Below are 3,727 nucleotides of genomic sequence, written 5' to 3'. Positions count from 1 at the left end.
TTACTGACCCAAGCACCACGCAGGAGGTAAATGGAGATGAAGCGTCTTAACCTGAAGTTGGCGGCAGCTTTGATGGCCGCAGCCGGCGCCGCAGGCGCCGTGGCCACGCCGGCAATGGCGGCGGAAGAGCAGTTCGTTCCGTTGCTGGTGTATCGCACCGGGTCCTTCGCCCCCTTGGGCATTCCCTGGGCCGACGGCAAGCTGGATTATCTGAAGCTGGTCAACGAACGCGATGGCGGCGTCAACGGCGTCAAGATCACGTACGAAGAGTGCGAAACCGCCTACGCCACCGACCGCGGCGTGGAATGCTACGAGCGCCTGAAGGGCAAGGGCACCGGCGCATCGGGCTTCGACACCCAGTCCACCGGCATCACCTTCGCCGTCAGCGACAAGGCCATGGTCGACAAGGTGCCGGTCGAAACGATGGGCTACGGCCTGTCGCAGTCGGTCGACGGCAGCGTATTCGAATGGAACTTCCCGCTGCTCGGCACCTACTGGACCGCGGCCGACGTGATGATCCAGGACATCGCCAAGAAAGAAGGCGGCATGGACAAGCTCAAGGGCAAGAAGATCGCCCTGGTCTACCACGACTCGCCGTATGGCAAGGAGCCTATCCCCCTGCTGCAGAAGCGCGCGGCCAAGGAAGGCTTCGAGCTGGTGCTCTATCCCGTGACCGCCCCCGGCGTGGAACAGAAGTCCACCTGGCTGCAGATCCGCCAGGCCCGTCCCAACTACGTGCTGCTGTGGAGCGCCGGCATCATGACGCCGACCGCCATCCGCGAAGCCCAGGCCAGCGGCTATCCGCGAGACAAGATGTACGCGATCTGGTGGGCCGGCTCCGAGGGCGACGTGAAGGACCTGGGCGATGTCGCCAAGGGCTACAACGCCATCACCATCCACAACAGCGGCGCCGAGCACGACAAGGTCTACGACGACCTGAAGAAGTTCGTCTACGACAAGGGCCAGGGCGCGGACAAGACCGGCAAGACCACGCTGGGCACCATCGCCCACACCCGCGGCATGATGATCTCGATGCTGCAGGTGGAAGCGATCCGCACCGCGCAGGAGAAGTACGGCAAGGGCAAGGCATTGACGCCCGACCAGGTGCGCTGGGGCTTCGAGAACCTGAACCTGACGCAGGAGAAGCTCGACAAGCTGGGCTTCGGCCAGATCATGCGTCCGGTCAAGACCTCGTGCAGCAACCACAAGGGCGACGACTGGGCTCGCATCGTGCAGTGGGACGGCGCGAAGTTCAAGGTGGTCTCCGATTGGTATCAGTCGGACAAGACCATCCTGGATCCCATGGTGAAGGAAGGCGCAGCAAAGTACGCCAAGGAAAAGAACATCACGCCCCGCGTTTGCGAGAACTGATGTGAACCGGCCGCCGGTCCTGGATAACGGGGCCGGCGGCCACCAAGCCGCAGGAACAGCCATGACCGCTGCAACGACTTCCGCAGTACCCGCAGACACCCCCAAGGTGCTGCTCGACGTGAACGGCATCGAGGTGATCTACAACCACGTGATCCTGGTGCTCAAGGGTGTTTCCCTGCAGGTGCCGGAGGGCAAGATCGTGGCCTTGCTGGGCGCCAACGGCGCAGGCAAGACCACCACCTTGCGCGCCATCTCGAACCTGCTCAAGGGCGAGCGCGGCGACGTCACCAAGGGCCATATCCAGTACCGCGATCAGCGCATCGAAAAGCTGTCGCCGGCGGAGCTGGTCAAGCGCGGCGTGGTGCAGGTGATGGAAGGCCGGCATTGCTTTGCCCACCTGACCATTGAGGAAAACCTGCTGACCGGCGCCTATACGCGCAGCATGAGCCGCGGCGACACCGCCGCAGCGCTGGACCGCGTCTACCAGTATTTTCCGCGCCTGAAGCAGCGCCGCACCAGCCAGTCCGGCTACACCTCGGGCGGCGAACAACAGATGACCGCCATCGGCCGCGCGCTGATGGCCAACCCCAACATGATTTTGCTGGACGAGCCCTCCATGGGCCTGGCGCCGCAGATCGTCGAGGAAATCTTCGAGATCGTGCGCGACCTGAACCAGCGCGAACGCGTCAGCTTCCTGCTGGCCGAGCAGAACACCAACATCGCGCTGCGCTATGCCGACTACGGCTACATCCTGGAAAACGGCCGCGTGATGATGGACGGCGCCGCAGCCGACCTGGCCCAGAACGAGGACGTGAAGGAGTTCTACCTGGGCATATCCAGCGGCGAACGCAAGAGTTTCCGCGACAACAAGTTCTACCGCCGGCGCAAGCGCTGGCTGGCGTGATTCCTGGCATACGAGAGGGTGCGATCCCATGTCCGAGTTTTTCGATGTTCTGGAAACCAGAGCGCCCGAGCAACGCGAGCGCGAGCTGATGGCTGCCCTGCCCGGCGCGATCGCCCGGGCCATTGCGCGTGCGCCTGCCATCGCCGAGCAGTTGCGCGGTATCGACCCCGCCACCATCACGTCGCGCGCGGCTCTGGCAAGTCTGCCGGTGCTGCGCAAGCACGAACTGCTGGAACGCCAGCAGCACAGCCGCGATGACGCGGCGACGCCTGCCGGGCCGCAGAAAGCCTTCGGCGGCTTTTCCGCCATAGGCTGGGGCGAGGCGATGCGCGTGTTCGCGTCGCCCGGCCCCATCTATGAACCGGAGAGCGCGCGCGGCGACTACTGGCGCTTTGCCCGCGCCCTGCACGCCGCGGGCTTCCGCGCCGGCGAACTGGCCTACAACTGCTTTTCCTACCACTTCACGCCCGCCGGTTCCATGATGGAAACCGCGGCGCACGCGGTCGGCTGCACCGTGTTTCCCGGCGGCACCGGCCAGACCGAACAGCAGGTACGCGCGATCCAGGACCTGGCGCCCACCGGCTATACCGGCACGCCCAGCTTCCTCAAGATCATCCTGGAAAAGGCCGACGAACTGGGCGTGAAGCTGGACTCGCTGCGCCGCGCGCTGGTGTCCGGCGAGGCCTTCCCGCCGTCCCTGCGCGACTGGCTGGCCGCGCGCGGCATCGACGGCTACCAGGCCTACGGCAGCGCCGACCTGGGCATGGTCGCCTTTGAAACGCCGGCGCGCGAAGGCCTGGTGCTGGGCGAGGACATCATTGTCGAGATCGTGCGCCCCGGCACCGGCGAGCCGGTGCCCGACGGCGAAGTCGGCGAAGTCGTGGTCACCACCCTGAATCCCGACTACCCGCTGGTGCGCTTCGGCACTGGCGACCTGTCCGCCGTCATGCCCGGCATCTCGCCTTGCGGCCGCACCAACACCCGCATCAAGGGCTGGATGGGCCGCGCGGACCAGACCACCAAGGTGCGCGGCATGTTCGTGCATCCGTCGCAGGTCGCCGACGTGGCGCGCCGCCATCCCGAGATCCTGCGCGCGCGGCTGGTGATCAGCGGCAGCACCGGGTCCGACCGCATGGTGCTGAAGGTGGAATCGCGGGTGCGCAGCGAAGAGCTGGGCAAGCGCATCGCCGAGTCGGTGCGCGACGTGACCAAGCTGCGCAGCGACGTGGAATGGGTGGATGCGGACAGCCTGCCGAACGACGGCAAGGTCATCGACGATATCCGTACGTACGAGTAAGCGATACGGGTGGCGGCCTTACGCAGCCGCCACCAGCGCCAGGATGCCCTTAACCAGCATCGCCACCGCCACCACGCCCGCGAACAGCGCGAAACTCTGCTGCAGGCGGCGCGGCGGAAAACGGTCGGCCACCGCGCGGCCGACCAGCATCCCCG

3 protein-coding genes are annotated in these 3,727 nt (G+C 65.8%); all 3 read left to right on the top strand.

Annotated elements, in window-relative coordinates; all coding sequences use genetic code 11:
- Nucleotides 1–30 precede the first annotated feature (30 nt).
- Nucleotides 31–1,371: an ABC transporter substrate-binding protein gene (locus VIR09_RS29835; RefSeq protein ID WP_332016156.1), complete on the top strand. Its 1,341-nt coding sequence runs from the start codon at nucleotides 31–33 to the stop codon at nucleotides 1,369–1,371.
- Nucleotides 1,372–1,432: 61 nt separating this feature from the next.
- A complete protein-coding gene (locus VIR09_RS29830) occupies nucleotides 1,433–2,275 on the top strand; it encodes an ABC transporter ATP-binding protein (protein WP_332016155.1) in 843 nt (280 codons plus the stop codon).
- A gap of 28 nt (nucleotides 2,276–2,303) precedes the next feature.
- The gene (locus VIR09_RS29825; RefSeq protein ID WP_332016154.1) at nucleotides 2,304–3,572 is read left to right on the top strand and encodes a phenylacetate--CoA ligase family protein; all 1,269 of its coding nucleotides are present in this window, start codon (nucleotides 2,304–2,306) and stop codon (nucleotides 3,570–3,572) included.
- Nucleotides 3,573–3,727: the final 155 nt, after the last annotated feature.

It is taken from the genome of Achromobacter sp. (genome assembly GCF_036567245.1).
In the GTDB taxonomy this organism is placed as follows: domain Bacteria; phylum Pseudomonadota; class Gammaproteobacteria; order Burkholderiales; family Burkholderiaceae_B; genus Achromobacter.
Note: the sequence above shows the minus strand (reverse complement) of the source record. Positions and strands in the feature narration are given on the sequence as shown.

Bases quoted from the DNA above. Each gene is read 5' to 3' on its own strand.
- VIR09_RS29830 (WP_332016155.1), top strand. From the start codon at position 1,433: ATGACCGCTGCAACGACTTCCGCAGTACCCGCAGACACCCCCAAGGTG.
- VIR09_RS29825 (WP_332016154.1), top strand. From the start codon at position 2,304: ATGTCCGAGTTTTTCGATGTTCTGGAAACCAGAGCGCCCGAGCAACGC.
- VIR09_RS29835 (WP_332016156.1), top strand. From the start codon at position 31: ATGGAGATGAAGCGTCTTAACCTGAAGTTGGCGGCAGCTTTGATGGCC.